23 protein-coding genes are annotated in these 25118 nt (G+C 69.1%); 10 read left to right on the top strand and 13 right to left on the bottom strand.

Features of this window, described 5'->3' with window-relative positions; genetic code table 11:
- Positions 1–69: 69 nt before the first annotated feature.
- Positions 70–423: a VOC family protein gene (locus TY25_RS00755; protein WP_042253314.1), complete on the bottom strand. Its 354-nt coding sequence runs from the start codon at positions 421–423 to the stop codon at positions 70–72.
- Between the two features lie 76 nt (positions 424–499).
- Between TY25_RS00755 and TY25_RS00750 the strand changes: the two genes are divergently transcribed.
- On the top strand, positions 500–1075 hold the full coding sequence (locus TY25_RS00750; RefSeq protein WP_042253313.1) for a TetR/AcrR family transcriptional regulator: 576 nt from the start codon (positions 500–502) through the stop codon (positions 1073–1075).
- A gap of 20 nt (positions 1076–1095) precedes the next feature.
- Here TY25_RS00750 and TY25_RS00745 read toward each other — a convergent pair whose 3' ends face one another.
- The 4 genes from TY25_RS00745 to lanKC form a co-directional block, all read right to left on the bottom strand.
- Positions 1096–3129, bottom strand: a complete 2034-nt coding sequence (locus TY25_RS00745; protein ID WP_042253312.1) for a prolyl oligopeptidase family serine peptidase — start codon at positions 3127–3129, stop codon at positions 1096–1098.
- Complete coding sequence (locus TY25_RS00740; RefSeq protein WP_042253311.1) at positions 3129–4394, bottom strand: MFS transporter; 1266 nt, start codon at positions 4392–4394, stop codon at positions 3129–3131. The genes TY25_RS00745 and TY25_RS00740 overlap by 1 nt, the downstream gene beginning before the upstream one ends.
- 193 nt (positions 4395–4587) lie before the next feature.
- A complete protein-coding gene (locus tag TY25_RS44385) occupies positions 4588–4713 on the bottom strand; it encodes a hypothetical protein (protein ID WP_256656750.1) in 126 nt (41 codons plus the stop codon).
- A gap of 167 nt (positions 4714–4880) precedes the next feature.
- The gene (gene lanKC, locus TY25_RS00735; RefSeq protein WP_042253310.1) at positions 4881–7499 is read right to left on the bottom strand and encodes a class III lanthionine synthetase LanKC; all 2619 of its coding nucleotides are present in this window, start codon (positions 7497–7499) and stop codon (positions 4881–4883) included.
- 175 nt (positions 7500–7674) lie between these two features.
- On the opposite strand from lanKC, the gene TY25_RS00730 reads away from it, so the two are divergent.
- The 5 genes from TY25_RS00730 to TY25_RS00710 all read left to right on the top strand — a co-directional run bounded on the left by TY25_RS00730 (position 7675) and on the right by TY25_RS00710 (position 13820).
- A complete protein-coding gene (locus TY25_RS00730) occupies positions 7675–8130 on the top strand; it encodes a hypothetical protein (RefSeq protein WP_042253309.1) in 456 nt (151 codons plus the stop codon).
- Between the two features lie 189 nt (positions 8131–8319).
- Complete coding sequence (locus tag TY25_RS00725) at positions 8320–9498, top strand: sensor histidine kinase (RefSeq protein ID WP_042253360.1); 1179 nt, start codon at positions 8320–8322, stop codon at positions 9496–9498.
- Positions 9495–10145: a response regulator transcription factor gene (locus TY25_RS00720; protein ID WP_042253308.1), complete on the top strand. Its 651-nt coding sequence runs from the start codon at positions 9495–9497 to the stop codon at positions 10143–10145. Before TY25_RS00725 ends, TY25_RS00720 begins: the two co-directional genes overlap by 4 nt.
- A 133-nt stretch (positions 10146–10278) precedes the next feature.
- The gene (locus tag TY25_RS00715; protein WP_042253307.1) at positions 10279–12111 is read left to right on the top strand and encodes an ABC transporter ATP-binding protein; all 1833 of its coding nucleotides are present in this window, start codon (positions 10279–10281) and stop codon (positions 12109–12111) included.
- On the top strand, positions 12108–13820 hold the full coding sequence (locus TY25_RS00710; protein WP_042253306.1) for an ABC transporter ATP-binding protein: 1713 nt from the start codon (positions 12108–12110) through the stop codon (positions 13818–13820). Before TY25_RS00715 ends, TY25_RS00710 begins: the two co-directional genes overlap by 4 nt.
- On the opposite strand, the gene TY25_RS00705 is transcribed toward TY25_RS00710, so the two are convergent.
- From TY25_RS00705 to prpD, 4 genes are all read right to left on the bottom strand, one after another.
- Complete coding sequence (locus tag TY25_RS00705) at positions 13817–14494, bottom strand: TetR/AcrR family transcriptional regulator C-terminal domain-containing protein (protein WP_042253305.1); 678 nt, start codon at positions 14492–14494, stop codon at positions 13817–13819. The genes TY25_RS00710 and TY25_RS00705 overlap by 4 nt on opposite strands.
- Positions 14495–14558: 64 nt before the next feature.
- On the bottom strand, positions 14559–15731 hold the full coding sequence (locus tag TY25_RS00700; RefSeq protein ID WP_226887207.1) for a bifunctional 2-methylcitrate synthase/citrate synthase: 1173 nt from the start codon (positions 15729–15731) through the stop codon (positions 14559–14561).
- On the bottom strand, positions 15731–16645 hold the full coding sequence (gene prpB, locus TY25_RS00695) for a methylisocitrate lyase (protein WP_042253304.1): 915 nt from the start codon (positions 16643–16645) through the stop codon (positions 15731–15733). Before prpB ends, TY25_RS00700 begins: the two co-directional genes overlap by 1 nt.
- On the bottom strand, positions 16645–18147 hold the full coding sequence (gene prpD / locus TY25_RS00690) for a 2-methylcitrate dehydratase PrpD (RefSeq protein WP_042253303.1): 1503 nt from the start codon (positions 18145–18147) through the stop codon (positions 16645–16647). The genes prpB and prpD overlap by 1 nt, the downstream gene beginning before the upstream one ends.
- 417 nt (positions 18148–18564) lie before the next feature.
- Here prpD and TY25_RS42320 point away from each other — a divergent pair, with 417 nt between their 5' ends.
- Entirely contained in the window at positions 18565–19233 is a 669-nt protein-coding gene (locus TY25_RS42320) for a hypothetical protein (RefSeq protein WP_146154164.1), read from the top strand.
- Positions 19230–19421, top strand: a complete 192-nt coding sequence (locus TY25_RS00680) for a hypothetical protein (protein ID WP_042253301.1) — start codon at positions 19230–19232, stop codon at positions 19419–19421. The genes TY25_RS42320 and TY25_RS00680 overlap by 4 nt, the downstream gene beginning before the upstream one ends.
- Before the next feature lie 136 nt (positions 19422–19557).
- Here the strand turns inward: TY25_RS00680 and TY25_RS00675 are convergent, their stop codons facing one another.
- The 3 genes from TY25_RS00675 to TY25_RS00665 all read right to left on the bottom strand — a co-directional run bounded on the left by TY25_RS00675 (position 19558) and on the right by TY25_RS00665 (position 22178).
- Positions 19558–20346 (bottom strand): AfsR/SARP family transcriptional regulator, encoded by a 789-nt coding sequence (locus TY25_RS00675; RefSeq protein WP_162184174.1) that lies wholly within the window; start codon positions 20344–20346, stop codon positions 19558–19560.
- A 324-nt stretch (positions 20347–20670) separates the two neighbouring features.
- Positions 20671–21012: a hypothetical protein gene (locus TY25_RS00670; protein ID WP_146154165.1), complete on the bottom strand. Its 342-nt coding sequence runs from the start codon at positions 21010–21012 to the stop codon at positions 20671–20673.
- Between the two features lie 365 nt (positions 21013–21377).
- Positions 21378–22178 (bottom strand): AfsR/SARP family transcriptional regulator, encoded by an 801-nt coding sequence (locus tag TY25_RS00665; protein ID WP_052382717.1) that lies wholly within the window; start codon positions 22176–22178, stop codon positions 21378–21380.
- Positions 22179–22567: 389 nt separating this feature from the next.
- Between TY25_RS00665 and TY25_RS00660 the strand changes: the two genes are divergently transcribed.
- Both TY25_RS00660 and TY25_RS00655 read left to right on the top strand, forming a co-directional pair.
- Entirely contained in the window at positions 22568–23677 is a 1110-nt protein-coding gene (locus tag TY25_RS00660; protein WP_052382716.1) for a sensor histidine kinase, read from the top strand.
- Positions 23641–24357 (top strand): response regulator, encoded by a 717-nt coding sequence (locus TY25_RS00655; RefSeq protein WP_236639079.1) that lies wholly within the window; start codon positions 23641–23643, stop codon positions 24355–24357. Before TY25_RS00660 ends, TY25_RS00655 begins: the two co-directional genes overlap by 37 nt.
- Here the strand turns inward: TY25_RS00655 and TY25_RS00650 are convergent.
- Positions 24328–25065, bottom strand: coding sequence for an SDR family NAD(P)-dependent oxidoreductase (locus TY25_RS00650; protein ID WP_042253299.1), 738 nt, complete (start codon positions 25063–25065; stop codon positions 24328–24330). The genes TY25_RS00655 and TY25_RS00650 overlap by 30 nt on opposite strands.
- Positions 25066–25118 lie beyond the last annotated feature (53 nt).

Genomic DNA, 25118 nt, shown 5'->3' with positions numbered 1-25118 from the left:
GTAACAGCGGGTTCCGGCCATGCCCGGAACCTGCGGTGATCGTGGGATGACCGGTTGCCGACCGTCGGCTCAGTAGTACTGGACCAAGCAGAACTCGTGGTCCTCGGGATCGGCGAGGACGACCACCACCCCTTGGTCGTATTCGTGCCGCTCGCCGGTTTCGCGGCCGCCGAGCGCGACGACCTGGGCGATGCCCCGCTCGATATCGTCGACCGCGACGTCGAGGTGCAACCGGACCTTCTCCCGCTTCGGCGTGCGCACGGGCTGGAACACGAGCCGGGGTAGCAGGTCGTCACGGTCGCCGAGATACACCCATCCCGGACGAGACGGCCCGCGCGGGCGATCCAGTAGCGCGCTCCAGAACTCCGCCACCGTCTCCACGTCCAAGCAATCGACGGTCACACCGACCCAGCGATTCGTCATCCTTGCGACCTTGCCACAGTCCGGCGTTGATATACGGTCACGTATACAGCGGAGCAGTCGAGTGAGGAGTTGCGAGGTGGCCGTGGCCCGTACGCCACGCCAGGCGTGGATCGAGCAGGGATTGCAGACGCTGGCCGCGCGCGGCGTGGCCGCGGTGCGCATCGAGGTGCTGGCCAAGGCGCTCGGCGTGACCAAGGGCGGCTTCTACGGCTATTTCGCCGATCGCAACGCACTGCTGGAAGAGATGCTGGACACCTGGGAACGGGAGAGCATCGACGACGTGCTCGCCCGGGTCGAAGACGAGGACGATCCGCGCGTCAAGATCGTGCTGGCCGGGCAATTGACGCTGTCGAGGGAGCGCCTGCTGGCCATCGACCTGGCGATCCGAGATTGGGCGCGCCGCGATGCGGCGGTGGCCGAACGCCTGCGCCGGGTGGACAACCGGCGGATGGCCTTGCTGCGCAGCACGATCGGCACTTTCTGCGACGATCCGGACGAGATCGAGGCCCGCAGCCTGCTCGCTTTCTGCGCGGCCATCGGCAACCAGTTCCTCGTCGCCGACCACAACGGCCGCACCCGGGACGAAGTGCTGGCCCGCGCCTCGGCCATCATCCTCGACCGCCCAGCGGACCGGCCGTCGCCCGGATCGTGACGACGGCCGGTGCGTCCGGCTCACTCTTCGAGCGTCAATCCGGTGTGCTGGGCGACGAAGGCGAGCAGGCAGATGAGCGCGCGGTCGGAGGACGGCCCGCCGCCCGCGTGGCCCTTGCCGACGATCACGTCGAGCAGCACCGGGCCGCCGGTCTCGCGTTGCAGCGCGGCGACCATCTTGCACGAGTGCACCGGCGGCACGCGGGTGTCGCTGTCACCGGTGGTGAACAGGGCGGGCGGCCAACGGCGCGGTGATTCCCCGGTGTGCGCGGTGACGTTGTAGTACGGCGAGTAGCGCAGCAGCACCGGCAGAGCCGCGGGATCGTCGGCGGAGCCGTACTCTTCCCGCCACGCGCGGCCGAGTCCCCAGCGTTCGTAGCGCACCATGTCCAGCGGAGCGCCCGCGCTGACCACCGCGGCGTAGTCCGCGGGCCGCTGCACCATGGCGCCGACCGCCATCAGCCCGCCGTTGCTGCCGCCGAGCAGTGCGAGTGCGCCGCGCCGCGTCCACCCCGTTTCGACCAGCCAGTCGCCCGCCGCGTGCAGGTCGGCGAACGCGTTGAGCTTGTGCACGCCGGCCCCGTCGCGGTGCCAGCGCCGGCCGCGTTCGCCGCCGCCGCGCACCCCGGCGATGGCCATCACGCCGCCGGCCAGCACCCAGGTCAATCCGTCCGGTTGATAACCGGGCCGGAAGGTGATGCCGAAGCCGCCGTAGCAGCTGAGGATCGTGGGTCTGGGCACCGGTGGACCGGCGGGTGCGAGCACCGTGACGGGCACCTCGGTGTCGTCGGCGGAGCGGTAGGTCGCGCGGGTGACGGTGATGCCGGGCAGTTCGTGTGACACGGGCTCGGTCGGGCGCACCTGTCCCGACCGCAGGTCCAGTCGCCAGGCACCGAGCGGCCGGATCCAGTCGGTGTAGCTCAGCACCAGCACGCCGGGTTCGTCGGTGGATTTGATGCCCGCAACCGTTCCGGCGCCGGGCAATTCGGCGTCGAACAGCCAGTCGCCGCGCACCGCGTCGTGCACCGACAGTTCGGCGTAGCCGTCTCTGGTGCGCAGGATCAGGAGCCGGTCCGCACCGTCGGCCGGGGCCAGCGCGAACGCGGCCAGCACCGCGGGCTCCGCGGCCCGGACCAGTACCCGCCACGGGCCCCATCCACCCGACGGCAGGGGTTCGGCGACGAGCAGCTGCCCGAATTCGCAAGAGGCGGTGGAGATCGCGAGAATACGGCCCGCCGTATCGAGCACGACCCCGGCGGAGGAGAGCCCGCCGAGTTCGAGCGGACGCAACGAATTTCCTTCGCGCAGATCGGCGATCGAGACGCGGGTGGTCCGGCTGGTGCCCGCCCGTCCGGTGATGATGAGCCAGCGGTCGTGCCAGAAGGTGAGATGGTAGCGGCCGACGGGATTCTCGTCGCCGACGAGGAGTTCGTCGTCGGCGAGCTCGGTACCCACCCGATGCCGGTAAACCCCACTGCCGCAACCGTTCTCGTGTCGTCGCACATAGAAGTAGCCACTGCCGTCGGCCAGCCACTCCACCGGTGCGTACCGGGTCAGCGGGCAGGTGTGCAGTACCGCGCCGGTGGCGGCGTCGACCAGGGCGAGCGGGGTCGCGTCCTCGGCGCCGCCGACACTGGCCTGCACGGCGACGAACCGGCCGTCGGGTGCGGGCGTCCAGCGCCGCAGGATCGCGCCTTTCCCGAGCACCGCCGCATCGAGCAGCGTCCGCCACTCGCCCTGCGGGCCGTCGGCGACCTCCAACTGCCACGGTCCCGCGGAATGCGCCCGGCCCACCCGGAATCGGCGCGTGCCGCCGGATTTCACCGGCGACGCGGTCGGCCCCGCGACGATGATGTCGCGCAACACTTCGCGCAACCGATCCTGGCCGGGCAGCGCGTCGAGGTAACTGTCGGCCAGTTGCCGCTGGGACGTCACCCAGGCGCGGTTGCCCGGGTCGGCCAGATCCTCGAGCCGCCGGAACGGGTCGGGAATCCGGTTGCCGTGCAGCACATCCCATGTATCAGACGCGGCGATGTAGGGGTATTCGGCAGTCATCACGCCACCTTCGCCATCGAATCGGCCCCACTGCCGCGGGCGGCGGATGTGCGGCCGACGATCAGCAGGAACACAAGGGAGGCAACGAGATCGACGGCGACGAACGCCCAGATCCCGGTGCGGGCGCCGAATCGCTCGCCGAGCACGCCGCCCAGCAGCGCGCCGAGCAGGTTCGCCGCCGTGGTCCCGGTGGCCAGCAGCGCGCCGACCCGGGCGAAGTATCCGTCGCCGACACCCTCGCCCAGCACCGTCACCAGCGCGATGTTGAGTACCGCACCGAAGAACATCGGTACGGCCGCCCCTAGGCAGGCGGCGAGTAGCAGCATCGCCGTCGGTCCCGTGGCCATCGGCAACAGGGCGGTGCCGACGGCGCCACCGAGTACCGTGACCGCGAGTACCTGCCGGGCGGGCACCGCCTTGGCGTGCAGGCGCGGGGCCAGCAGCGCGCCGGCCGCGGCGAACAGTGTCGCCACCACCGCCGGAATTCCGTACACCGCAACGGGTAACGCGACTTCGTCGAGCAGGAACACCGCCCGCAACGCGGCGGTGCCGCCCGCCGCGGCCCCACCCACCAGCAGGTACATCGCCAATGCTGCCAGCAGCGGGTGACCGCGCAAAGCCGTTACGCCGTCGAGGAATTCGCGACCGAAGCCGCTGCGCGGTGCGGTCTGCCGCCGGTCGGGCGCGTCGAGTCGGGTCAGGCAATAGGCGCTGAACAGATAGGTGAGCGCATCACCGGCGAACATCGCCGCCGCACCGATCGTCGTGACCATCGGCCCGGCGACCGAAGCGCCGATCGATCGGGTCAGCATCGTCGTCGACTGCAATCCGGCGCGCGCCCGGCCGAGATCGGTGATCCCGAGCGTCGCCAGGTGAGCGAAGTACAAGCCTTCGATCACCACCCGGGCCAGGCCGAGGACGAACGACAGCGCGGCCAGCCCGGTCACGGTCAGCACGCCCGCGCCCATCGTGGCCGCACAGCACAGCACCGCCGCCGCGGCGACCAGGTCGGCCGCGATGAGCAGCCGGCGTGGTCGGCGCACCCGGTCGAGGAGCACCCCGGCCGCCGGGCCGAGCACCAGCGGCGGGATCATCGCGCTGGTCACGATGAGCGAAACCGGGTGCGGCCCCGCGCCCAAACCGACGACCGCGACCACGGAGACCGCGGTGCCGGTGAGGGTGCTGCCGAAGGTCGAGGCCGCCTGCGCGACCCGGTAGCGCCGAAGATCGGCCTCGGGGGAGGCCACGGTAGCTGAGGTACTCATCGTGTCACCCGAAATACGCGTCGTCGCAATAGACGACGGAGAACACACTGATCGGCGCGTCGTCGATCAGATCGTCATCGGTGCCCATGGTCGCCAGCGCGACCATGTTCTGGTTTTCCATGTTTTCTTTCCTTCTGGGATACAAGAGATTTCGCCGGACGCGGGTAGTAACCCGCGCCCGGCGATCGTCGGACTACAGCACCTCTTCCGAGCCGCCGCCCTGGCCGCCACCGCAGTGGTGCTCGCTGTAGGAACTCATCGGCGCGTCGTCGCCGAGCTCCGGGTCGGACTGCAGCTGGAGCTTCAGTACCTTGGTCATGTTGTTCACCTCCTTTCGATCTGTGGTTCCGGTGTCACTGGTCGTCGCGAGGCTCAGACCACCTCGGCTTCCTGGTTGCAGTGGTGCTCGCTGTACGAGCTGAGCGGCGCGTCGTCGCCGAGCTCGGGGTCGGCGTGCAGCTGAAGTTTCAGCACCTTGGTCATGGCTCACCTCCTCTCGAAATCGCTTCGCGGACGGGCGGTCCGGGGCCGGGCGGGGCACTCGGCGCGGCAGTGGTCGAGGGTGAAGAGCGGATCGGTGACGCCGCCGGTGGCGTGCTGGAGGGCCAGCAGGATGCCCGCGGAGCCGGTGGCCAGGTCGGCGCTGAGGCGCTGTCCCAGGCCGCCGAGCCAGCGGACGCCGGTCCCGTCCGCGATCGCATACTTGAACAGTGCGGTCGCGCGGCGGTCCGCGTCGGGCAGGAAGTTCTCTTCCGGGAATCGGGCCGCCGCGTCGGCGTGTACGAGCGCCAAGCCGGCTTGGCCTTGGAACAGCCCGGGCGCCGCGGTGAACCGAATGCCCACGGCGCGAACACAACTGCGCAGCACCGCGGCGAGTTCCGGGTCGGGTCGGTGACCGAGATACCGGGCGAGTACGTGGGCGTAGCCCGCGCTGCCGCACGCCAGGTACGGCATGTTGCGCCGGTCGGTGTCCGAGACCCGGAAGCCCAGCGCGCCGACCGGAATCGGCTCGGTGTGCCCGAGTTCGGCACGCAGCAACCGCAACCCGCGTTCGAACGGTTCCGGCGCGCCGGTGCACATCGACAGGTAGTAGAGCGCGAGCGCGAGGCCGGGCCTGCCGTGTGCGAGGCCGGAGGGATGGTCCGGGCCGAGTGCTCGGCGCAGCGCAGCGCCGTCGGGTACCGCGTCGAGCAGTCGTTGCGCCTGCTCGACGTGCGCGGCGTCGCCGGTGCGGTGGAAGAACGACAGGTGCGTCATCGCGACGCCTGCCGCACCGCCGCCCCAGCTCGGCGACTCGGTCGCCAGCCGGTGGTCGCTTGCCGCGGCGAGCAGGGTCAGTGCCGCGTCGCGGTCGCCGAGATCGTCCAGTACCCAGGCGATTCCGGCGTTGCCGTACAGCAGTCCCGGCCCGGTCCGGTGCCGATCACGCAGGGCCGTGCCGCGCAACCGTCCGACGATCGCGGGATCGATGTCGCGCCCGGCGACGCGCAAGGCGTGCAGCACGCCGGCGGTGCCGTAGGCCACGCACGCGGTATTGGTCCGATGTCCCTCCGGCGCAGTGGGATACACCCAGCGCGGGTTGGTGAGTTCGGCCATGCGGGTCAGGGCGTCGGCGGTCCGATCGCGCAACCACCGCACCGCTTCCGCAGGGGCACAACGGACTTCCTCGGGTGCGGGCAGGTGCCGCACCGAGTGCGCGGTTCGCGACTGCGTCACCGTTGCCCATAACTCCGCTGGGGGAGGGCACAATTCGGCCAGATCGGCGTACAGGTGATCCAGTGTCTCGGGGCTGCGTCGCGCGGCTTCGTGCATCGGGAAGAGCAAAAGTTGCGCGATCGCACGCAGGCCGTAGGCGTCGACGTGCAGTGGATCGATCTTCGCCCGGGCCCCGGGAGCGCGGGATTCCGGCGGTTCGTAACCGGGCGTGCCGAGCAGGCCGAGCGGGTGGTCCACGGGCTGGGTGGCCTCGAAGTCGATGAGGCGCACCGTGTCGTCGGCATCGACCAGGACGTTGCCCGGGGAGACGTCGACGAAGGCGTAGCCGAGATCGTGCAGGGTGGTCAGCTGGGCCGTGAGCTGCGCGAGCAGGTGTGCGCACCGCCGGTAGTAGGCGGTGAACACGGCAGGGTCGGCCCCGGCGTGGATCAGCGGATTCGTCGCGACCATCCACTTGCTGAGCGTGCGGCCCGGCACGAATTCGGTGACGAGGTAGGTGTGCTCCCATTCGGTGAACAGCTCGACCGGCGCGGGGGCGAGGCCGGGGGCGGCGGCGTGCAGCGCACGCAGGGTCAGGTACTCGCGCTCCAGCCGGGTGCGGGCGTCCTCGTTGCCCGCGTAACCGTTGTGGGCGCGAGCTTCTTTCACGAAGACGGGGGTGCCGTCCTCGCGGCGGGCGCGATACGCGCCGCCGGCGTTGCTCGGCTGCAGCACGGTTTCGAAGGTGTAGCCGTGGAAGTGCACGTCCTCGTCGCCGTCGGCGTCGGCCACCGGGCCGAACGGGTCGGCGATGCCCGCGGGCAGCAGGAAGCCTGGGCGGCGCTCGTCGGGCACCTCGGTGCCGTCGAGGGCGAGCATGGTCGGTACCCGCGTGCCGTCGGCTTGCAGACGATGGCGCGGACGGAACGCGCCGTAGCGGTAGGACACGCACTGCGACGTGCCGAAGCGCCGGTCGGTGAGCACGTACGGCCCTGCGACTCCGGACAATTCGCGTTCCAGCCGTTCGAGCAGTGCGTAGGCGAGCTGCGGTGTCGGCGGGTAGACCGCGCAGAACTTGCCGCTCTGCACGCGGCTGCCGTGCTTGCCGTGCAGCCACAGGAAGTACTGCTTGCCGGTGAGATGTTTGAAGGCGACGCCCAGGTCGGCACACGCGGTGCTCACCACGTCCAGTACCTGCTGGGCGGAGCCGAGTGCCGTGGAGACGTGCACCTTCCAGCCCTGCGCCGGCAGGTCGGTATGCGGGGGCGTCCAGTGCGTCCACACCTCGGACTCGCGCCGGGTCCAGCCGTGCGGCGGCCGGGTCGGGTTGTAGCGCCTGCCCGGGTCGGTACGGTCGAACGGTTCGTAGTAGTCGGGGTGGGCGAACGTGAACGCCGTATCTTGCACCATTGGAGTCACGTCCTTTCGGATTCGGCCTGGTCGGCGGGGGAATCGAACGAGTCAAGAATGGCCGGACCGCACCCTGCGGCGAATCGGCCCGGTGCGGTGTTGTGCGCGTACCGCACCGCGACGAGAAACCTCATCGCGCCGTCGTAGCAGGGCGATTCGTGCGACACTGCTGCCCATGACGAGGCGGACCTTGGTCGTGGTGTACGCGGTCGACGCGGCCGGCGCCACCGGGGAAGTCCTCGGCGCGGGCACTTTGATCGAACCGGAATTCGTCCTGGTCGACCCGCCGCTGAACGAAGTGCTCGCGCAACAGCCGCGGTCGTTGCGGGTCGGTGTGTTCGCGGCCGAGGACGGTATCGCCGAGGTCATCGATGTCGCGCGGGTCCGAGTGGTGCCCGACGCCGCCGAACTGGTGCTGTTGCAGCTCGCCGGGTTCTCCACCGCGCCGGTGCGTGGCGTGCCGGTGGTGTTGCGGGAAGACCCGCTGGGCTTCCCGGGGTTCGAGCAGCCGAGCACCGCCGAGATCGTCGCGGCCGTGCGTGTGGTGCTCGCCGAGGCGCCACCGCCGACGCTGCCCGAGATCCCGGTGGAGGATCCGCTGCGGTTCATCTTCCGGCTATTCGGCGGCTGATCCCACGAATTCGCCCGTCCGCAACACCATCTTGGCAGGTGAGAGCGGGTAGAACCGCAGACCCGCCGACCTGATTCGTGGGAAACTGCTGCTCATGACGCGGCAGATATCGGCGAGCCGAGCGGTGTGCGGCGGCTGGTACCGAGCGGTCGCGGACGGCGGGCGCCCGGCCGGGAAAGCCGGTCGGTCGTGACGGAGGCGCAGCAAACCGGTATCGCGTCGAAGTGGGGTCGCGCCGTCGACGTCGCGCTGGTATCCGTCACCGGCGCGGTGGATCTGGCGTTCTGGCACGGGGAGCAGCACCTGATCGGTGGTGCGACGCTGCCGCTGTGGGTGATTCCGCTCGCCGTCGCCGGTCTCTGCCTGATCCTGCTGGCGCGGCGCCGGTTCCCGCTGCGGGTGTGGCTGGTCGCTTGGCTGTACACCGGCGTCAATCTTGTTGTGCCGGAATACTATCCGTTCGCCTTCCTGCTGGTGGCGAGCTATGCGGTCGCCGGTCGGGTACCCGGGGTCGCTGCGCGGCTGGCGCTCGTCGCGTCCGCCTTGCCACTCGGACTGTTCAGTTATCGGTTCGCGCAGGCCGAACCCGCCGAATCCCAGCTGCGCGGCTTCCTGGCCGCCGCGCTGGCGTGGACGGTCTTCCTCGGTATCGCCTGGGGCCTGGGCAGATTGGCGCACGCACGCGAACAGCATGCCCGAGCCGAGCAGGAGCGACTCGCCGCGGCGGCCGAAAAAGCGCTCGCCGCACAGCGTTTGCGGCTCGCGCACGAACTGCACGACAGCGTCACCGGTGCCGTGGCGGGCATGATCCTGCACGCCGGCGCGGCCCGCGTCTTCGCCGCGGACGCCGACCGCCGGGTGCAGCAGGCGCTGGAGGTGATCGAGCAGGCGGGCACGCAGGCGATGACCGAATTGCATTCCATGCTGGGCCTGTTGCGTTCACCCGAGCCGGACGGCACGGCTCCGGCCCGGTTCGCCGACGTCGAACGATTGCTCGAAGCCGCGCGCCGCGCCGACCTCGAGGTGCACCTCGACGTCACCGGCACCGCCCGGCCGCTCACACCCGACGCGGATCTCGCGGCCTATCGGATCGTCCAGGAATCCCTCACCAATGTCACCAAACACGCGGGTCGCGGCGCGACCGTCACGCTCGGTGTCGCCTGGACCCCGCGCACCCTGGACCTCACCGTCCGCAGCTCCGGCGGCACCGCGGCACCCGCCGCCGCGGCGCTGTCGACCGGTGCCGGGCTGCTCGGCCTGCGCGAACGTCTCGACGCGCTGGGCGGCGCACTGACCTCCGGGCCGGAAGCCGACGGCTGGTGCGTGCATGCGACACTGCCCGCGCACGCGTCGATCGAGGTGTCATGACGATCACCGTGGTCGTCGCCGAGGACGAGGCGCTGGTGCGAGCGGGCTGTGTCCTGCTGCTGAGCACCACCCCCGACCTCGAAGTGATCGGCGAGGCCGCCGATGGCGCCGCCGCCATCGAAGCCGTGAAAACGCTGGGGCCCCAAGTGGTTCTGATGGACCTGCGGATGCCGGTGCTGGACGGTATCGAAGCGACCAAAGCGATCACCAGCGCCCCCGACGCGCCGGCGGTCCTGGTGCTCACCACCTTTCACGAAGACACCGCCGTACAGGAGGCGCTCGCCGCGGGCGCGAGCGGCTTCCTGCTCAAACACGCAGCCCCCGCCGACCTCGCGCAGGCCGTGCGCTGCTGCGCGGCCGGTGACGGCTGGCTCGATCCCGCGATCGTCGGCAATGTCCTCGGCGCGCTGCGCCGTGCGGGCCCACGCGCGGTCACCGCCCCCGCCGCCCTCGCCGCGCTGACCGCCAGAGAACGAGAAGTGCTCGTACTCATGGCCTTGGGCCGCTCCAACGCCGAGATCAGCGCCGAACTGTTCATCAGCCCCGCGACCACCCGCACCCACGTCGCCCACGTGATCGCCAAAACCGCCTCCCGCGACCGCACCCAAGCCGTCGTCCTCGCCTACCAGAGCGGCCTCATGACCTGACGGTCTTGTTCGCGATGTTGCGGCGGGGGGTGCCTTCGAGGTTCGTCTGGTTTGAGGCAAGTCATTTAAGGAGCCGCCGAGGGAACGGAGGCGTTGTAGGGTGTTTATACGCGTACGAAAATGAGGAGGCGGGATGGACGCCATCGACCTCGCTGCGGCGACCGAGCGATCTGCGACGGTGGCGGACAGCGGCGGAACGGAACCGAGGGTGGCGGGGTTGGTGCGGCCTTTTGCGCCTGCCTTCGCGCTGGTCGCGGTGTTGCAGATCGTCGGGGCGGTGGCGGGGTTGGCGCCGTTGCTCGCGGTCGTGGAGTTGGGGCGAACCCTGTTGTCGCCCGGGCCGGTCGACGAAGGTCATGTGTGGACAGTGGTGCTGGTCGGGGCGGGCGGGCTCCTGGTGCGACTGTTGTTCACCGGGGCGTCGTCGGGGGCCGGGCACCTGTTGGACGCGCGGGTGCAGTTGTCGTTTCGCCGTCTGCTGGCGGCGCGACTGGGGCGGGTGCCGATCGGCTGGTTCTCCCGCAGGCGGACCGGTGAGCTGGCGAAGGTGGTGGGGCCGGACGTGAGCGCGGTGCACCCGCTCATCGCGCACGCCCCGGGTGAGCTGGTCGCGGCGTTCGTGGTGCCGCTGGTTTCGCTGGTCTACCTGTTCACCATCGACTGGCGGCTCACCTTGATCGCGATGATCCCGGTGCTGCTCGCCCTCGCGCACGTGCCGCTGTTCATGACGGCGAAGCGACAGCGGGAGCAAACGGAGATCGATGCGGCGATGGGCCGGATCTCCAGTGCCGCCATCGAATTCGTGCAGGGCATCGCGGTGATCAAGGCGTTCGGCGGCGGGGCTCGCGCGCATCGCGAGTTCCGCACGGCGGCAGACACTTTCACCGAGACGTTCCGGCGCTGGGTGTTCGGCATCTCCGGCATCGCCGCGGGTATGCAGCTGGCACTGTCGCCGCCGTTCGTGCTGCTGGTGCTGTTGCTCGGTGGTACGGCGTTGATCACGAACGGTTCGCTGGCTCCGGCGGATCTGCTCCCGTTCCTGCTGCTGGGGCTGGGACTCACCGCGCCGGTGGCGGCCCTGGGGCACGGCTTCGACGACCTGCAGGCCGCCGGGCGCGCGGTCGGCCGGATCAAGGAGGTGCTCGCGGTGCCGCCGCTGCCGGAACCCGCGCAACCGCTTGTGCCGCAGGGGCATCGGGTCGAACTACGCGACGTCCGGTTCGGTTATGCCGCCGATCGCGAGGTGCTGCGCGGCATCGACCTGGTGCTCGAACCGGGGACGGTCACCGCGCTCGTCGGTCCCTCGGGCAGCGGCAAGTCCACGCTGGTGCAGCTGTTGCCACGGTTCTTCGATCCGACCCACGGCTCGGTCACCCTGGGTGGTGTCGATCTGCGCGACCTGAGCAGCGCGGAGCTGTATCGGCGGGTCGCCTTCGTCTTCCAGGACGTCCGCCTGCTGCGCGCGTCGATCGCGGACAACATCGCCCTCGCGGTGCCGCACGCGGACCGCGCGGACGTGGAGCGCATTGCCCGGCTGGCGAACATCCATGACCGGATTCTCGAACTGCCGCACGGGTACGACTCGGTCGTCGGCGTGGACGTGAAATTGTCAGGCGGTGAGGCGCAACGGATTTCGATCGCGCGCGCCCTGCTCTCCGCCGCCCCGGTGCTGGTGTTGGACGAGGCGACGGCGTTCGCCGATCCGCAGACCGAGCACGCGGTGCGCACCGCGCTCGCGACCTCGAGCGGCGACCGGGCGATGCTGGTCATCGCGCACCGGCTGGAGACCGTCGCCGACGCGGACCTCGTCGCGGTACTCGACGACGGCGTCATCGTCGAGCGTGGTCGTCCGGCCGAATTACTGGACCGGAACGGCAAGTTCGCCGAATTCTGGCGATCCCACCGAGCCGCGCTCACCGACGAGATCGAAACCTACGGTGGCGCACTGCAAGGAGAACTCCGATGATTCGCATGCTGTTGCACCTGCTCGGGGATGAATACGCCCGGCCGATGCGGCGCACCGTCGCCCTGATGACCGTGACCGCCGTGGCCGAGGGACTGTCCTACGCCCTGCTGGTGCCGGTGCTGCGGGCGTTGTTCGGGAGCACTCCCGCGCACGCGTGGCCGTGGCTGATCGCGTTCGGGGCCGCGGTCGCGGCCTACGCGCTGCTGCGTTATCGCAGCGACCTGTCCGGGTTCCGGGTCGGGACGGCGATGCTGAGCGGGGTGTACCACCGCTTCGGCGATCATCTGGCCCGATTGCCGCTGGGCTGGTTCACTTCTCGCCGCGTGGGGGAGGTGTCGGTGCTGGCCGGCGAGGGCGTGTTGCAGGCGATGAGCGTGGCGGCACATCTGTTGTCGCCCTTCATTTCCGCGTTGGTGACGCCGTTGACGATCGTGGTGGTGATGTTCGCGTTCAACTGGCAGCTCGGCTTGGCGGCGCTGCTCGCCGCGCCGGTCGTGGCGGTGGTGCAGGTGTGGACCGGGCGCTCGATGGCCGCGACCGACGCCGAGCGCTCCGAACGCAGCGCCGAATCGACCGCACGCGTCATCGAATACCTGCAGGCACAGCCGGTGCTGCGGGCCGGCGGCCGGACCGGCGAGCGCTTCCGGTCACTCGATGACGCGCTGTCCGGCGTGCAGCGCGCGGCGCGCCGGTCGACACTGTCGGCGTTGCCCGGCATTCTCGGCCTGACACTCACGGTGCAGGTGTTCTTCACCGCGCTGCTCGCCCTGGGCGCGTATCTGGCCCTGCATGGAAACGTAGGCGCGGCAGAGGTTTTGGTGATCCTGGTGCTGGCCGCACGCTGCGCGGATCCGCTGCTGGCCCTGGCGGAGATCGGCGGCAAGATGCGCGGCGCGCGGGCAGAGCTGGCCCGGCTCGACGCGGTGTTGCGTACCGCGCCGCTGCCGGAGCCCGCTGCCCCCGTGCGGCCCCGCGACCATGATCTGGAGTTCGACGCGGTGACATTCCGGCAGCACGGCCGCACACTCATCGACGAGCTGACGCTCTCGGTGCCGACCGGCCGGCGGCTCGCGGTGGTCGGACCGTCCGGCGCGGGCAAGAGCACACTGCTGCAACTGCTCGCGCGGTTCTACGACGTGGACGCGGGCGCGGTGCGCATCGGCGGCGTGGACGTGCGCGAGATCAGCACCGAGGTGCTCATGGAGCAGATCGCCATCGTCTTCCAGGACGTCTATCTCTTCGACGGCACGATCGAGGACAATGTGCGGCTCGGCCGTCCCGGCGCCGACGCGGACGCGGTGCGGGCGGCGGCGACCGCGGCCCGCCTGGACGAGGTGATCGAGCGCCTGCCCGAGGGCTGGGCGACGCCGGTCGGTGAGGGCGGTGCGCTGCTGTCCGGCGGTGAGCGCCAACGGGTTTCGATTGCTCGCGCGCTGTTGAAGAATGCCCCGATCGTGCTGCTGGACGAGGTGACGTCGGCGCTGGACCCGGTGAACGAGGCGGCGGTGCACGAGGGCATCGAGCGGTTGCTGGCAGGACGGACCGTGGTGCTGGTCGCGCACCGGTTGCGGACCGTGCAGCGGGCCGACCGGATCGTCTTCCTGGACGGCGGCCGGATCGTGGAGCAGGGCACGCACGACGAATTGCTGCGGCGCAACGGCCGGTACGCCGATTTCTGGCAGCTGTCGCTTGCGCCCGCCGGGAGCTAAGTCCGGTCTCCTCCGCAGGTCGCGAGCAGGCCGTCGACGATCGCGGTCAGACCCTCGCGATGCGAATCCCGGGCGGTGAGTTCGGGCCAGCGTTGCGCGACCGCCGCGAGATGCGGGTGGGTGTCGGCCGGGACGGCGCCGATGGCCTGCTCCTCGTAGACGTCGGCACCTCTGGCCCGGCGTCGTTCCCGGTGCACCCGCACGATCAGGTTGCCGACGATGTAGTACCAGATCGTGCGGTACACCGTGACGGCTTCCTCCGGCGTGCAACCGTAGTCGACCGCGGCGCCCAGCATCATCTCGACGAACCAGAGCGCGGAGTCGGCCATCAGGTCGTCGCCGGTCAGTACCTCGATGATCCACGGGCGCTCGGCGAGCAATTCGAACAGCAGGGTCGCCGTGGCGATGAGCCGTGCTCGGGGATCGGCCGGAAGTTCCGGGCGCGGAAGGCCTTTGGCGTGTGTCTCCAGCACCAGCAGGAGCAGTTCGTCCTTGTCGCGCACGTAGTAGTAGGGGGCCATGGGCGCGGTGCCGAGCTCGTGTGCCAGGCGCCGCATGGACAGCTTCTCCGACCCCTCGGACTCCAGGATGCGGGTGGCCGCGGCGACGACCGCCTCCAGGGACAACCGGGGTGGCCGGCCTGCGCTCTTCGCACGACGTGCTGCTGGGGGCATTCATCCATCTTCCACGATGAGTTCCCCCAGCAGGGCAGGACCTGGCGGTTTCGGGAGATCGAGATCAGGCGACGACCGAACGCTGTGGCACGCCGACGTATTCGCTCAGCGGGCGGATCAAGGCGTTGGATTCGCCCTGTTCGATGATGTGCGCGGCCCAGCCGGTGATGCGGCTCATCACGAAGATCGGCGTGAACACCTCGATATCGAAGCCGAGCAGGTAGTACGCGGGCCCGGTCGGGAAGTCGAGATTGGGCTCGATGCCGGTGGCCTCGGCCATCGTGCGTTCGAGGATCTCGTACATCCGCACCCACCGCGCGCCGTCGGTCGCGGCGGCGATGTCGAGGAACGCCTGTTTCATGGTCGGCACCCGGGAGTCACCGTTCTTGTAGACCCGGTGGCCGAAGCCCATCACCTTTTCCTTCTTGGCCAGCTTGTCGCGCAACCACTGTTCGGCCAGCGCGGGATCGCCGATCGCGAGCATGGCGTGCATGACCGCCTCGTTGGCGCCGCCGTGCAGCGGGCCCTTGAGCGCGCCGATGGCCGCGGTCACCGCGCTGTAGATATCGGACAGCGTCGAGGTGACCACTCGCGCGGCGAAGGTCGAGGCGTTGAAGCTGTGCTCGGCGTACAGGATCAGCGATACCTCGAACGCGTGCACCAGCTCCCGGGACGGGACCTTGCCGAAGCACATGTTCAGGAAGTTCTCGGCGAAGCCGAGCTGCGAATGCGGCGCGATCGGGTCCTGCCCGTGGCGGCGGCGGTGATCGGCGGCGACGATGGTCGGCAGCACCGCCAGCATCCGTAACGCCTTGGCGCGGTTGGCCGCCGGGCTGTTGTCGGCCTCGGCGGGGTCCTCGGCGCCGAGGTAGCTGATCGCGGTGCGCACGACGTCCATCGGATGGCAGTTGTCGGGCATCTTGGTCACGAGCGACAACAGCGAACGATCGACGCGACGGGCGGCCCGCTCCTGCTGGCAGAACCGTTCCAGCTGAGCGTCGTTGGGCAGTTCACCGTGCCACAGCAGGTAGGCGACCTGCTCGAAACTGCAGTGCGCGGCCAGATCCTGCACGGCATAGCCGCGGTAGGTCAGCGAGTTGGTCTCCGGCACCACCTTGGACACCGCGGTGGTATCGACGACGACGCCCGCGAGCCCCTTGTAGATCGTCGGTATCGCGGAGGCATCCGTCGCCCGGCCGCCGTCGCGCACCGAATCGCTCAGCGATGCTGCGTTCATTACTGGTCCTTCCCCAGCCTGAAATTGAAGATCTCGGAGTCGAATTCGTTGTAGCGCTCGTACTCGAGCAGTTCGTAGAGCCTGCTGCGGTGTTGCATCCGGTCGAGCAGCCCCGCCTGGGTGCCCTCGGCGAAGATCTCGCGCAAGCCCTGTTCGGCGGCCCACATCGCCAGCCGCAGTGTGGATACGGGATAGATGACCGCGTTGTAACCGATCGACTCGAGCGTCCCGGCGCTCAGCAGCTCGGACTTGCCGAACTCGGTCATGTTGGCCAGCAGCGGAATCGAGATCGCGGCGCGAAACTTCTCGAAATCGCCTGCGCTGTACAGTGCCTCGGTGAAGATCAGGTCGGCGCCGGCGTCGACATAGGCCTGCGCCCGTTCGACGGCGGCGTCGATGCCTTCGATCCCGGCGGCGTCGGTGCGCGCGCAGATCACGAAATTCGGGTCACGCCTTGCGGATACGGCCGCGCGCAGGCGGCGCACCATCTCCTGCGTCGGCACCACGGCCTTACCGTCCAGATGCCCGCAGCGCTTCGGATTCACCTGGTCTTCGAGGTGACATCCCGCGAGCCCGGCGTCCTCCAGCAGCGTCACGGTGCGAGCCGCGCTCATCGGCTCACCGAAACCGGTATCGGCGTCGATGAGCACGGGCAGATCCGTGACCCGCGCGATCTGGCGGCCGCGCTCGGTGACCTCGCTGAGCGTAGTGAGCCCGATATCGGGCAGCGCGAGCTCGGCGGAGACCACCGCGCCCGAAACGTAGACGCCCTCGAACCCGATCTCCTGGATCAGCTTGGCCACCAACGGATTGAAAGCACCGGGTAGTCGCTGGATACTGCCCGAGGCCAAGCCCGCCCGGAAAGCCGCACGCTTGTCGGCGGCCGAGGTCGTCGCCGCCAGCAGGCCGGTCATCAGAACAGGCCCTCGGGCGACTGCGGCGAACGCGCCAGCACGTCATCGGAGACGGCGAAGGTGAGCCCGCTCAGCTCGGCCGGTGTGAGCTCGGGCGTGCGCTGCGCGACGTCGAGAAACCGATCCTGCTCGGCGGGGTCGATCACGCCGTCGGCGAGGGTGCGGAATTTGGCGATGTACTGCTCGCGGGCGAACGGGCGCGCGCCGAGCGGGTGTGCGTCGGCGACGGCGAGCTCGTCGGTGACGACTTCGCCGCTCTTCAAAGTGATTTCGGCGCGAGCACCGAATGCCTTCTCATTGGGGTCGGTGGAGTGGTAGCGGCGGGTCCACTCGGCATCTTCGGCGGTGGAGATCTTGCGCCACAGTGCGACGGTGTCGGGCCGCTGTGCGCGCTCGGGCGCGTAGGAGCGCTCGTGATGCCAGGTACCGTCCTGCAGGGCGACCGCGAAGATGTACATGATCGAGTGGTCGAGGGTTTCGCGCGAGGCCGCGGGATCGAACTTCTGCGGATCGCCGGATCCGGTGCCGATCACATAGTGCGTGTGATGGCTGGTGTGCAGCACGATCGAGGCGATCTGGTCCAGATCGCCGACCCGCTCGCGCAGGCGGAACGCCAGATCGATCGGCGCTTGGCTCTGGTATTCGGCGGAGTGTTCCTTGGTGTAGGTGTCGAGAATTCCGCGCTTGGGCTCGCCCGGTCCGGGTAGCGGCACCGAGTACTCGGCCTGCGGCCCGCCGAGCAGCCAGGCGATCACCCCGTCCTCGCCCTCCCAGATCGGCGCCGGCGCGCCCTCGCCGCGCAGCGCGCGATCGACGGCCTCGACCGCCATCTTGCCCGCGAACGCCGGTGCGTAGGCCTTCCAGCTGGAGATCTCGCCCTTGCGCGACTGCCTGGTCGCGGTGGTCGTGTGCAGCGCCTGCCCGACCGCCTGGTAGATGGTCTCGGTGTCCAGGCCGAGCAGCGTGCCGAGGCCCGCGGCGGCGGACGGACCGAGGTGCGCGACGTGGTCGATCTTGTGCTGGTGCAGGCAGATCGCCCGCACCAGATCCACCTGGATCTCGTAACCCGTTGCCAGGCCACGGATCAGATCCGCACCGCTGCGCCCCGCGTGCTGGGCCACGGCCAGGATCGGCGGAATGTTGTCACCGGGGTGCGAGTACTCCGCCGCCAGGAAGGTGTCGTGGAAGTCGAGTTCGCGCACGGCAACGCCGTTGGCCCAGGCTGCCCATTCGGGGGAGTAGGCGCCACCGACCCCGAACACCGGGGCACCGGGCCGGTACGGGTGGGCCAGGGCCTGGGCACGCGCGTTGGCGACCGGACGCCGGGTGAGGGACGCGGCCGCGACCGCGGCGTTGTCGATGATCCGGTTGACGATCATCTCCGCGGTCTCCGGCGCCACCTCGACCGGATCGGCGGCGACCTCGGCGATGCGCCAGGCGAGGTGCGCTTCGCGCGGGAACGGCTCGGCGGAGCGGTGGGTGCGAACGAGATGATTCTTCATGTTTCGCACGCTACCGAGCCGCGCGCGGGCCGGAATCGCCTCGCAAATGCCTATTTTTGCGGAACCGGATCGGCGAAGTTGCGAAGGTTGTGTGCCCCGCTGCGACCGTAGCCGGCCACGAAACCGCCGCCGGAACCACCCGGGCCTCCAGGATCTGGCCCATGACTCTCGAATTCACTGTGCTGCTGGTCAGAGCGGGGCACAGGCTCTCTTTCCGTAATGGTCCAGTCGCGAGCCACTCCGTCAGCCTATCGGTGTGGAATGGGCGGGGAAATTATCCGAACGGAGTAGTGCGCGTGCCTCCATTCACCCACCCTGTTCCGCTATCGCGGCGCAACAGGCGGGAGATATCGGGGGAATACGCGGCTCTGCAACCGTGGGCAGTGCCAAGACGACAGCGCCCGAAGGAGCAGACAGATGTCCGAGGCATTATGCGAAAATCCGACCTGCCGCAGCGCCGTGGCGATCGAAACATTGCGATCCACGCCACCGGCCGACGATGTGCGCGTGTGCCCCGATTGCCTGTCTCGCTTTTTCGAGACGCTGCGGCAATTGCCGGTGCTGTACGCACGGTGCGGCGAGTTACTGCAGGGCGAGCGCAACCGCAGGATGGCACCGGCCCGGGGCGGACTGCGCCAGGGCATCGTCCTGAAGGACGCGCTGGTCGAAGCCCGCACGGAGGTGCTGGCGCTCGCGACCTCGTGGGCGGCCATGGTGGTGGACGAGGCCCGGCCGCCGCGGCGGCCGCGCCGCGACATCACCACGCTGGTGGATTTCCTGCTGCAGTACGGGGATTGGCTGGCCGCGCATCCGGCGATCGTCGACGCGATGGACGAATTCGCCGAGGTGCATGCCCTCGCCCAGCAGGTGATCGACCCGGTGCCGAACCAGATCGAGGTGGGCGACTGCGACCGCCCGGGGTGCCACCAGAAGGTGTACGCCCAGCTGGCCACGGCCGGGCCCGGCGACAGCCTGGTGCGCTGCTCGGCGGGGCACAGCTGGCAGCCGCATCAGTGGCTGGCGTTGCAGCGCCGGGTCAGCCGGCCGCAGCGGCACGCCGTGCGGCGCGGGGAGGCGGTCGCATGACCATGCAGTTGGCCGACCGGCGCCTGGTGCCGACCGAACTCGCCGCGCTCGCTGCGGGAGTCAAGCAGGAGACCATCCGGAAATGGGCGAGTCGCGGCAAGCTGACCCGGTACGGCAGACCCGGTCGCGCCGAGTACGACCTGTCCGAGATCTTCGTACTGCTCGGCGACCCGGAACCGGTCCGATAGCGAGAACGGGGGCACAGCAACAGCCTTCCCATAGCTGTCGCTGTGCCCGCGTCGGTTGTGCGGTGCCCGCCGCAGCCGTCCGGTGCCCCGGGGGCGATCCCGATGGCCGCTGCGACGGGCCTTCAGTGCGCCGGGCTCACCCGGCACGCCGCGCCGGTTCGAACAGCGCCGGCCGGGGCAGACTTTCACCTCCGGCCAGAATGGCCCGTTCCAGCTTGCGCAACTCATCGGAGGGTTCCAGCCCGACCTGCTGGATCAGCGTGGCCCGCGCCCGCTGATAGACCTCCAGGGCCTCGGCCGTGCGCCCGCAGCGGTACAGGGCGAGCATCAGGTAGCCATAGGTTTCTTCCCACAGCGGATGTGCGTCGACATGTGCTTGCAGGTCGGGCACGATTTCCCAGGCCCGGCCGAGCGCCAGCTCGATCCGGAACCGGGACAGTTCCGCGGCCACCCGCCGCTCGGTGAGCGGGTAGGCGATGCGCTGGATGCGACCGCTGGGCACATCCGCGAGCACCGGTCCGCGCCACAGGCGCAACGCCATCCGCAGCGCGACCAGCGCGCCCGTGAGATTGCCGTCCTGCTCCTCCACCCTGGCCTGGGCCAGCAGGTCGTCGAACTGGGCGCTGTCCAGGTTGGATCTGTCGAAGACCAGCCGATACCCGGGCGCGCGCGTCTCGATGGCGGCCGGGCAACCGCTGTCGGCGAGCACCCGGCGCAACACCGAAATGCAGATCTGGATCTGCGATCGTGCCGTCGCCGGGGGTTCGCCGTCCCACACCGCATCGGTCAGGCTTTCGATCGAGGTGACGCGGTTTGCCTCCAGTGCGAGCAAGCCGAGTACGGCTCGCTGCCGGTACGAGTCGAGCCGAGGCATTCCCGTATCACCTTCGATCTCCAGCGGACCGAGAATTCTGATCTCAACCATTGTGTGTCCATCCATCTCAACCGGACTCGTCGAGCGAATCCGTTGTTGCATCCCTACTTCCAATATCAAAACCGACCGCAACCGGCCCGCCAATCCGTCCTGTGGGACCACACTGCGTCGAAAGGAGTAGCCGGGTCACACAAACGTCGCATCGATGCCCTCGATAATCGGGGCGTGCATCCGGTTTTGCCTTTGTCTATTTGATCTCGGGTCGGTCGGCGGCCGAATCCCCGCGGCGCAGATACGATAAACGACCCGGGGTCCGAGGCGGATGCCTCTGCTGACCACCGGGCCGTCGAATCTCTTTGTGCTATAGGGGAATCGTCAGGACGTCGACGCGGGCGGGTCGGGCAGTTCGATGACCACCAGGACCAGGGCTTGGTCGGCGAGGTTGTAGAGCCGGTACGGCGCGGGCAGGCCGCCGCCGCGGATGACCTGACCGGTGGTCAGGGTGGTCCGGCTGAGCACATGATCGTGCTCGTCGACCACCTCGACCGGACCACCGGAGAGCACGACGGTGATCGAGGAGCGCGGGTCGTGGTGCAGGGTGCCGCACCGGTCCGGCGGTACGCGTTCCATCCAGCACGTCACGCCGTCCTCCTCGACCAAGACGGTGCGGTCATCCTCGTCCGGGGCGACCTCGGCCCGGGCGTCGTTCGACGTCATGTCGTTTCCCTTGTCGAATGTTCCTGCGGCGCAGATCATGTCGGTTCCTTCGTCGAATGGTCCTGCGGTGCAGCAGTTTCCGTCGGCACCCCGGTTCGCATGCCTGCCCCCTTTCTACGGGTCCGATATTAGCGATGCTCGGTCGACCGGATAAAAGTGTGGTAAATCTCGTGTAAAAGCAGGCGGGATCGGTGCCGGGGTCGTGCAGGTCACAATGGCCGCGTACCACTTTTTGGGCATCGTCGCACCGTTGGGCGAATTCGGCGCAGTTATTGCCGTTCGCTGTGGTTCCCGGGCGGGCGCGACAAGAATGGCCGGACATTCCTATCCGGACAAAAGGGACGGGATTACCGGCCGGGGGCGTGCTACACGCTCGCCGTCTCGGGCACCCGCAGGATCTCCTGCTCCAGTTCCAGCATCTGGGCCGAGGGGCCGAGGCCGAGCTCGCGATCGAGGACCCGGCGCAGCTCCTGACAGGCGCGCAACGCGTCCGCACGCCGGCCGGATCGGTGCAGCGCCGCGATCAGGCGCAGGTGGAAGGACTCGTCGAGCGGGTGATCGGTGACGAGTTCGCGCAGTGCCGCAACGAGATCGGCGAACTGCCCCAGTGTCATCAGCGCGTCGGCGTGGCAAGCGAGCACGCGCAACCGTCGCTCGTCGAGGTAGTTGACGTAGCTGCTCACGATCGGACCCGGCGTCACGTACGGCAGCGCGCTCGAACCCTGCCACAGCCGCAGCGCGTCCTGTGCCAGGACCGCGGCGGCCTCGGGCAGGCCGCGGCGGAGCAGCGTCACGCTGCGCTCGCCCCAGGCGTCGAACCGCCCGGCGTCGATCTGCGCGGGGTCCGCCACGAGCCGGTAGCCGGTCGGTTCGGTGCGCACGATCTGCTCGCCGGGCACGCCCAGGTAGCGGCCGAGGGCGCGGCGCAGATGGTAGATGTGTACGCGGACAGTGGTTTCCGGGTGTCCCGGCGGGCGCCCGCCCCAGAGTTCGGTGCCGAGGGCGGCCACGCTCACCGGACGATCGGCCCGGGCCAGCAGGGCGGCCAGGATGGTCTTGACCTTCGCACCCTGCACGGCGTAGGCGCGATCGGCGGTACCCACCTGGAGCGGGCCGAGCACGGTGAACCGCATCTCGTTCCGCGGGCGTGTTTCCGATACTTCCATCAGCTGAACAACCTTCGAATCTGCACGAGTCTCGGCGATCGGACGTCGCCTTCTCGATAGCAACACGGCACCCCGGCGCGGGCAACGGACCTGCGCCCTAAGAGATACCGACTACTCCGAAGGGATAATCAGACCGGTAAGTTCGATCCGGGATCGAACCCATTGGTCTACGCTGCTGTAGAGAATGTCCCCGACGTGGTACCCACCCGCAGGATCGAACGTATTGAGCGGCACGCCGTTTCAATGCAGAACGCTGGAAGGGCCCTCGACGCCGGGGTAGGATTCGATCTAGTTCTACGCTGAGCCCGGATGCCGGCCGGGTTGCGCGCGGCGGGGCAGTGCGAGAAGGGTGGGCGGGTGTGATCGGCAGAGATACTACAGGAAGATCAGTGCCAAATCAAAGCATCGAGACCGATCCGCCGGATAGTTTGTCAACTGATTTCGCGGCACTGTTCACCGCCCGAATTCCCGCGCTGATCGCGCAATATCGTGCCCGCCTCGAAGAGATCGGCAGTCCGCTCGTTTCCAATTCGGCCGCCTGGGAACAGTGCGAGCTGCAAGCCACCCGAATTTTCGAGGACTGCGCGCGCAGTCTCGCCGCGGGCAGTCCCATGGTCAGTCACGTGACCGACGTCTTCGATCTCGGCACCGAGCGGGTACGGCAGGGCGCCCACATCACCCATTCGGTGCGCGCGGGCGGCATCATCGCCGATCTGGCCATGACCGTGCTCGCCGAATGCGCCGCGCAGCTCGGCGCACCGCAGACCGACCTGGTCGCCGCCGTGCGCGCGCTGCAGCAGGGGATCGGGCTGCGGCTCGAGTCCGGCTCGATCGGCTACGACGCCTTCCTGCTGCAGCGGGTGCGGGAGGCGCACGAGCAAGGACAGCGCAGGCTGGCCAGGGAGATCCACGACCACATCGGCAACTCGGTCAGCTTGGCGCTGCGCCAGATCGAGCTCTACGAGCTGGAATGCGAACGCGCCGGCGACGATTCGGGATCGCGGCACGTCCAGCTGGCCAAAGACGCCATCCTGGAGACGATTACCCGCAGCCGTGAGCTGGTCAGCGAGCTGCGCCAGCCCGGGGTGAACGGCTCGCTGGAGACCGCGCTGCGCGGCTTCGCCGGCTCGCTGGGGCAGTCGGGCGCGCCGCTGCAGATGTGGGTGCGCGGCAGCGACAAGTGGATACCCGGCGCGGTCACCGAGGAACTGTTCATCATGGTCCGCGAGTGTCTGCGCAACGCATACACTCACGCGGGTGCGGCCAACGTCGTCGTGCACATCGATATCGCGCCGCACGAGGTACATGCCGAGATCATCGACAACGGAAAAGGTTTCGACGTTCAGGCGCTGCGCGCTAGCGGCCGTGGCAACGGCCTGCTGATCCTGCAGGAGCGCTCCGACCTGGTCGGCGGCACGGTGCATATCGATTCCGCCCCGGGCCGCGGCACCCGGGTCACCCTATGGATCCCGATCGCCCAGGAGCGTCAAAACTTATGAGCCAGAACCAGATCCGCATTCTCGTAGCCGACGACCACACCCTGTTGCGAGAGGCACTGTGCGATCTGCTCCGGGCCGAACCCGATTTCGAGATCGTGGCGCAGGCAGGCACCGGAACCTCGGCGATTCAACTGGCCGCCGAACATCGCCCCGACGTGTTGCTGCTGGATCTGGAAATGCCCGAGAGCAATCCGCCGGACACGGTTCGCCGCCTGCTGGAACAGGATCCAGCGCTGCGGATCATCGTGTTGAGCATGCACGACGCGCAGCAGCTCGTGCAGCAGCTGCTCTCGCTCGGCGTCCGCGGCTATCTGCACAAGGGCGCCCGGCGCCACACCCTGGTCTCGGCGATCCAGCAGTCCGTGGGCGAAGGCCCGCAGACGGTCACCCTTTCGGTGTCGCCGGAGAGCCTGCGGGCCAAGGCCGAAGAGCCCGAGGATCCCAGCACGCTGTCGACCCGCGAGCGTGAGGTGCTCGTGCTCGTGGCCGAGGCGCTCAGCAATCGCCAGATCGCCACCCGCCTCGGCGTGGCCGAGGCGACGGTGAAACGGCACCTGCGCAACATCTTCACCAAGCTGGAGGCGGTCTCGCGCATCGATGCGGTCAACCGGGCGGTCGAGCGCGCGCTGATCTCGCGCCAGCACGTGGAGTCACCGCAGGGTGTCCGCAGCTGGCGGTGACTCGGTGACCGGATGGCGGGACTCGATCATGCGCCCGGAAACCGTGCCCGCGGCATCGGAGACCAGATAGTCCACCAGGGCCGCGGTTTCGTCTTCCGCGGCGAGGCAGCAATCCGGCCGGGCCCGCGATCCGGTGTCGGCCGTGCGGGTCGCGCAACTGATATCCGCGACAACGGTATTCACCTGTACCCCGCGCGGGCCGAGTTCCCTGGACAGCGTTTCGGTCAACGCGTGCAACGTTTCCCGGATCACCAGATCGTCGGGTCGCTTGCGCGCCGAGGAGTCGATCTGGGCCACGTTCACGATCCGGCCCGTGCCCGACTCGGCCAGGTAGCGCTCGGCCGCCCGACTGACCAGCAGCGGCGCCCGCAGCCGGGCGTGCACCACCGATTCCCAGTCCGGCAGCTCCGGCGCGCTGTCGGCGCGACCCGGAAACGGCGCGTTCACGACCACCATGGGCGGACCCAGGGTCTCGGCGACCCGCAGCACGGTGGCCTCCGCCTCGTGCAGATAGCGCAGATCCGCGCCGAACGCCCACAGCCCGGCCCGGTCCGGCCCGAGCGCGTCCAGGGAGGTGTCGCACCACGATGCCCGCAGATCCACCAGGGCGATGGTGAACTTGCGCGCCGCCAGCTTTCGCACGACTGCCGCACCGAGGCCGCTGCCGGCTCCGGTCACGATGGCCACGCGGTGCCGGCTATCCACCATGGCAACGCTCCTTTCAGGAATTTGCACCGTGTCGGGTCCCGTTCGATGTACCC

The sequence above is a fragment of the Nocardia brasiliensis NBRC 14402 genome, assembly GCF_000308475.2.
Taxonomy (GTDB): Bacteria; Actinomycetota; Actinomycetes; order Mycobacteriales; family Mycobacteriaceae; genus Nocardia; species Nocardia brasiliensis.
This window is presented reverse-complemented; position numbering and strand designations above follow the sequence as displayed.